The organism is Hafnia paralvei ATCC 29927 (assembly GCF_001655005.1).
Lineage (GTDB): Bacteria > Pseudomonadota > Gammaproteobacteria > Enterobacterales > Enterobacteriaceae > Hafnia > Hafnia paralvei.
Genome location: NZ_LXET01000022.1, coordinates 1 through 6,842, shown reverse-complemented (window position 1 = coordinate 6,842; position 6,842 = coordinate 1). Strand labels below are relative to the sequence as shown.

General features: G+C 48.4%; 3 protein-coding genes. 1 reads left to right on the top strand and 2 read right to left on the bottom strand.

Going from position 1 to position 6,842, the window contains the following annotated elements:
- Positions 1-119: 119 nt before the first annotated feature.
- Together rcsC and gyrA are read right to left on the bottom strand one after the other, a co-directional pair.
- Positions 120-2,978 (bottom strand): two-component system sensor histidine kinase RcsC, encoded by a 2,859-nt coding sequence (gene rcsC / locus M988_RS07035; protein WP_008813953.1) that lies wholly within the window; start codon positions 2,976-2,978, stop codon positions 120-122.
- Positions 2,979-3,113: 135 nt separating this feature from the next.
- On the bottom strand, positions 3,114-5,762 hold the full coding sequence (gene gyrA, locus M988_RS07030) for a DNA topoisomerase (ATP-hydrolyzing) subunit A (RefSeq protein WP_008813954.1): 2,649 nt from the start codon (positions 5,760-5,762) through the stop codon (positions 3,114-3,116).
- 247 nt (positions 5,763-6,009) lie between these two features.
- Between gyrA and ubiG the strand changes: the two genes are divergently transcribed.
- Positions 6,010-6,753, top strand: a complete 744-nt coding sequence (gene ubiG, locus M988_RS07025) for a bifunctional 2-polyprenyl-6-hydroxyphenol methylase/3-demethylubiquinol 3-O-methyltransferase UbiG (RefSeq protein ID WP_064573435.1) — start codon at positions 6,010-6,012, stop codon at positions 6,751-6,753.
- Positions 6,754-6,842: the final 89 nt, after the last annotated feature.

The following is a 6,842-nucleotide window of genomic DNA, read 5'->3' as shown; positions in this document are numbered from 1 at the left end:
AGTGTTTTAAGCGTACGAAACATTACACGGTCATAACATAAAAAAACAGGCGTACGAAACACCACGCCGCCATAACATAAAACAACATGCGTATGAAAAATTACACCATCACAGAAACACTAACTCCGTCGCCCTTTCCTTACGACTTCCGCAAAATGTGCCAGCGATGCCTGCAGTTCTTCTAACGTCACCGGCTTAGATAGACAACTATCCATCCCAACTTGAATACAACGCTCGCGTTCTTCGGCTAAAGCATTCGCGGTCACGCCGATAATCGGCGCTGTGCGGCCCTGCTGACGCAGGCGAGCGGTTAGCTGGTAACCGTCCATATTGGGCATATTCACGTCGGTCAGCACAATATCAGCATGAAGTTTGGCTAATGCGCCCAGCGCATCGAGACCATCGCTGGCGGTTGAAACGGAGTGATATCCCAACGAGATAAGCTGATCGGCGAGCAATCGGCGGTTAATGGGATGATCGTCCACAATAAGAATATGCACGTCGCTGTAATCATGAACTTCAACGTTGGAGCTTTCTTCAGAGAGCCCCGGCAGTAGTGCCATATCTTCTGGAGCGAAGATCCGGCGCAGAATACTCAGCAACTCTAGCGGAGCCGCTGTACTCAATACCCATGAGCCATCGTCTTTACATTTAGCATGGCCGATATATTCCGCTGACAAACGGATATGAGCCTTCACCGGCTGATATAAAGTCACGTCATGATCGGAAATCAGGACGCCATGCTCATCGCCCTGCTCGTTGGCGCAGCATAGATGTACATCGGCTCCGGCTAACGTTAGCAGCTTGAGTAAATAACTTTCTAGGCGCGCGTTATGTATTTCTAACCAGATAGGCTTTTGCATCAGCGCTTCAACCTGAGGATTGGAAGCCACAGCCTGATACATCGGGATACGTACGGTGAATATACTTCCCATCCCCGGTTCAGATTCAACGGCAATATCACCATCCATCAAGCTCACCAGTTTTTCACAAATGGCGAGCCCTAAACCTGTACCTTGGAAATGACGCTGCACGCCTGTCCCCACTTGGAAGAAGGGATCAAACAGCTTCATCACATCACGGAATGGAATACCCAACCCAGTGTCACGAATACGGAATTCAAGATAGAAATCCTGCACCCGCACCTGAAGAATAATGCAGCCAGTGTCAGTAAACTTAATCGCATTACTCAACAAATTAGATAACACCTGCTGGATACGCATGATGTCACCCGCCACAGAATCGGGGACTTCGGGTTCAATAAAGCAATACATGACCAAGCGTTTACGCACGACCAGCGGTAAATAGTTGCCGATAATATGCGGTATAACTTTGCGTGGCTCGAACGTTCCCGGCTCAATTTTTAACTGCTCAGATTCAATTTTGGAGAAATCGAGAATATCGCTGATGATTTTTAACAGCAGACCAGAAGAATTGCTCATTGCCGCCAGCAGACGCTGTGTTTCTTCTGGTAACGACTTAGTTTGCAGCAAATCTAAATTACCAATGATCCCATACAGCGGTGTTCTTAATTCATGGCTAACCGTTGCCAAAAACATCGATTTCGACTGGCTTGCCTGTTCTGCCGCATTAGCTAATTCTTGTAAAGACTCTTCAATTTTTACGCGCGCACTCACATCAACCATAACGCAAATCGCCACGTCTTCATTGCGATAACGCGAATGCACAAAACTAATTTGCAAATTCTGGTTCTGGCTCGTAATCACATCCACAACGCTGCTCGGTTGCTCACAGATAATCCGCGTGATTCGATGCCGATCTTCAGACGTAAACATGCTGATATAGTTATGTGCCAGTTCATTACTAAGAATATTGCTGCCATCTTTTATACGTAGGATACAAATTCCAACAGGAGCAGAAGCCACAATTTTGCGGTTAAATTGTTCATGTTCCTCTAAGCGGAACGCGTTATTCTCTGCCGGAGAAAACATTTTGCGCTCAAATACCAACGTTAAAACAAAGAGAATCAACGCGCTAATCAGGTTCATGATAACCGCATTAATCAGCAATAGATTAAAACGTTCAAGCAATACGCTGGTTGGCAATGAATAGATGATGCTCAGCCCTGACGGATTCAATTTCTTTTTCAGCAACAGCGTATCGTATCCGCTGTTATAGCCAAAATAGTTATCATCGTTGGGAATACCGGAAATAGAAGGCAACTCGCCGCCATTTTCAGTGTAAGTCATTAAAACTTCATTGTTATCATTTAATAACGTCACACCCACGGGTAGCGTGGATGGATTGGTAAAATCTTCTAGGCGGATATTTTGCTCAGTACCCAGCAAAGCCTCTAACTTGTTAGCAATATAGACTGGCGTAATAACATAAAGCGCTCCCGCATCATTTTGCGCACTCGGGATTACCCAAAATAGCGTGTTCTCTTTTTCTTTATTATTACTATTTTGGAACGTCAAAATACGCTGATGTAGATTGCGGAAAACATGACTTTGATCCAACGGCGTATTGCGGATACCAAAATCCGCCAAACATAAGCTCTCACCACCAATAAAGAAAATGCGATTGAGGTCATATGCCGCAACAAAATTCTCTTTCCAGTAGTTAATGAAATTACTCAATGACTCTAACGAGTTGCGATAGTTATCACTCAGTAATTGGCAATCTGACTCTGGAAAAATCGGCGTTAGCGGGGGCAGCGTATTCTTTCCACTGAAGACCCCATTGATCATATCAAGCCCAGTAACGGACCAACTCAGGCGATTTTCCGCGATATAGCGAATATCGCGCATGATGCTGGCGGAGTGCTTAATCACGCTCTGTGCCTGATCGAAACTCAGGTTGAAATCTTGTCGGATATCGGACTCTTTCTCATGAAATTCATTGAGAATATAAAACGTTGTCAGCAAAGCACCCAGTATCCACAGCACCAGCGCCAAAGAGCGGAATAGATAACGTGAGATGCGTAACGTTGTTCGGAAAGAAGCAAGATATTTCAAAGAATTACCATAACAGAAATAGATCAGTTAAACGGGAAAACCAAACTCATGTATCACACTAATCATTGAAGACAAAAAAAGCCAGTGCAAAACATCTGCACTGGCTTTTTTATCAGGTGAGCAAAACGCTAGAAATTACGCGTTTTCATCACCCTCTTCATCTTGCTCTGGCGCATCGTTAGCATCTTCGGCTACGTCAGCGACGTCACCTTCAACCGCTGCACCTTCTTCACCGTCGAGAACTTCATCGTCCTCTTCCGGTTCAGCAACGCGCTGCAGACCCACAACATGCTCGTCTTCTGCGGTGCGGATCAGCGTAACACCTTGGGTATTACGGCCCACTACGCTCACTTCGGAAACACGTGTACGCACCAGCGTACCGGCATCGGTGATCATCATGATCTGGTCACAGGCATCAACCTGAACCGCACCGACCACGTTACCATTACGTTCACTCACCTTGATGGAGATAACGCCCTGAGTCGCACGCGACTTGGTTGGGTACTCTGCCACGCCGGTACGTTTACCGTAGCCGTTTTCAGTCACGGTCAGAATGTCGCCTTCGCCACGAGGAATGATCAGCGATACCACACGGTCTTCACCGTTGAGGTTAATCCCACGAACACCCGTTGCGGTACGGCCCATTGAACGTACTTGGCTTTCTGGGAAGCGAACCACTTTACCTGCCGCAGAGAACAACATGACTTCGTTGCTACCGTCGGTCAGATCCACACCAATCAGCTCATCGCCTTCGTTCAGGTTCACAGCGATGATACCGGCGCTACGTGGACGGCTGAAATCAGTCAGCGCAGTTTTCTTCACGGTACCGCTCGCGGTCGCCATAAAGACGTGGCGGCCCTCTTCGTATTCACGAACCGGCAAGATTGCGGTAATACGTTCGTTAGCTTCCAGCGGCAGCAGGTTGATGATCGGACGACCACGCGCACCACGACTCGCTTCAGGTAACTGATAAACCTTCATCCAATACAGACGACCACGGCTTGAGAAGCACAGAATGGTGTCATGCGTATTCGCCACTAGCAGGCGGTCAATGAAGTCTTCTTCTTTAATTCGTGCTGCGGACTTGCCTTTACCACCGCGACGCTGCGCTTCATAGTCGGTCAGAGGCTGATATTTTACATAGCCCTGATGCGACAAGGTAACAACAACGTCTTCCTGCGAAATCAAATCTTCGATATTGATATCAGCAGTGTTTTCAGTGATTTCAGTACGACGCGCATCGCCAAACTGGTCACGAACCGCGATCAGTTCTTCACGGATAACTTCCATCAGGCGATCTGGGCTTTCCAGAATAAAGATCAGGGCAGCAATCTGCTCCAGCAGCTCTTTATATTCATCAAGCAGTTTTTCATGCTCAAGACCGGTCAGTTTCTGCAAACGCAGATCCAGAATGGCCTGAGCCTGCTGTTCGGTCAGATAGTAATGACCATCACGAATACCGAACTGTGGTTCCAGCCACTCAGGACGCGCCGCGTTATCACCGGCACGTTCCAGCATTGCGGCAACGGTGCCCAGCGCCCAGCCACGTGCAACCAGCAGCGCTTTCGCTTCTGCAGGGTTTGGCGCATGACGGATGAGCTCGATGATAGGATCGATATTCGACAGCGCAATCGCCAGACCTTCCAAGATGTGCGCACGATCGCGTGCCTTACGCAGTTCAAAGATGGTACGACGAGTCACCACTTCACGGCGGTGACGAACAAATGCCTGCAGGCAATCTTTCAGCGTCAGCAACTTAGGCTGCCCCTGATGCAACGCCACCATGTTGATACCAAACGTTACCTGCATTTGTGTCAGTGAATAAAGGTGGTTAAGCACCACTTCACCGACAGCATCACGTTTGATTTCAATCACAATACGCATGCCGTCTTTATCGGACTCATCGCGCAGAGCGCTGATGCCTTCAAGACGTTTTTCTTTAACCAGCTCAGCAATTTTCTCGATCAGGCGAGCTTTGTTCACCTGATAAGGAATTTCATGCACGATGATGGTTTCGCGGCCAGATTTTTCGTCTGCTTCCACTTCCGCTTTAGCACGGATATAAACCTTGCCGCGTCCGGTGCGGTACGCTTCTTCAATACCACGACGACCATTAATGATCGCGGCAGTTGGGAAGTCCGGCCCCGGAATATGCTGCATCAAACCTTCAACCGTAATGTTTTCGTCATCAATATAGGCCAGACAGCCATTGATCACTTCATTCAGGTTGTGCGGAGGAATATTGGTCGCCATACCTACGGCGATACCAGAAGAACCGTTCACCAACAGGTTTGGCACTTTGGTTGGCAACACCGCCGGAATTTGCTCGGTGCCGTCATAGTTAGGCACGAAGTCAACGGTCTCTTTTTCCAGATCCGCTAACAGTTCGTGAGCGATTTTGGACATACGGATTTCGGTATAACGCATTGCTGCGGCGGAGTCGCCATCAACAGAACCGAAGTTTCCCTGTCCATCCACCAACATGTAACGCAGTGAGAATGGCTGAGCCATACGAACGATAGTATCGTATACCGCGCTATCACCATGCGGGTGATATTTACCGATAACGTCACCGACGATACGGGCTGATTTTTTATAGGCTTTATTCCAGTCATTGCCCAGTACATTCATCGCAAATAAAACACGACGGTGAACTGGCTTCAGTCCATCACGAACATCCGGCAGCGCACGCCCGACGATAACGGACATGGCGTAATCCAGATACGAGTTTTTCAACTCTTCTTCGATGTTGACCGGCGTAATCTCTCTGGCAAGGTCGCTCATGGAGCTGCTATCCCTCTACTGACTTCTGATGATTCATCTGCTGCCGCTACCCTAACAGACACCCTTGGGTATATTCATCGAATAGATCAAAGCGCATACACGATGACAAAGACCGCGAATTATATCATAAAGCCGGATTTTGTGCGAAACCCTGTGCGCTTTTCAACGCACGGCGGAATTAACCGCAAACGGCAAACAATCTGTATAATCCACACCAAGCATTTTCTCAAAAATTACCTTCCGGTGAATGATTCACGCAGCCGGAAATATCTTAAAGGAGCGATCGGTGTCTGAACAAAACGTAGACCAGCAGGAAATTGCCAAGTTCGAAGCGGTAGCTTCGCGTTGGTGGGATTTAGAAGGTGAATTCAAGCCCCTGCACCGTATCAACCCTCTGCGCTTGAACTATATCCAGCAACGCGCCGACGGCGTATTTGGTAAGAAGATCCTCGATGTTGGCTGCGGTGGCGGTATTCTGGCCGAAAGCATGGCGCGTGAAGGCGCCGACGTAACCGGTCTGGATATGGGCGCTGAGCCATTGCAGGTTGCACGTTTGCATTCGCTAGAAACCGGCATCAAAGTGACCTACGTACAGGAAACCGTTGAACAGCATGCCAACGAACACGCAGGGCTGTACGATATCGTCACCTGCATGGAGATGCTGGAACACGTTCCCGACCCACGTTCCGTGGTGTTAGCCTGCGCAAAACTGGTTAAGCCCGGTGGACACGTATTTTTCTCCACCATTAACCGTAATAACAAAGCGTGGCTAATGGCGGTCATTGGTGCTGAATACGTACTGAAGATGGTGCCTAAAGGCACGCACGATGTGAAAAAATTCATCCGCCCTTCAGAGTTAATTGGCTGGATCGACGAAACGCCGCTGCGCGAACGCCACATGATTGGCCTGCACTACAACCCAGTGACCGACCATTTCAAGCTAGCGCCGAATGTGGATGTGAATTTCATGGTGCATACCGTTAGGGATTGATGTGGGAGGTAGCCACTATCGCGGCTGAGTAGGGTTTCGTACGCAGGTCGTTTATACGGCTGTGTAAGATTTCGTACGCTTAAAACACC

Bases quoted from the DNA above. Each gene is read 5' to 3' on its own strand.
- gyrA (WP_008813954.1), bottom strand. From the start codon at position 5,762: ATGAGCGACCTTGCCAGAGAGATTACGCCGGTCAACATCGAAGAAGAG.
- ubiG (WP_064573435.1), top strand. From the start codon at position 6,010: ATGATTCACGCAGCCGGAAATATCTTAAAGGAGCGATCGGTGTCTGAA.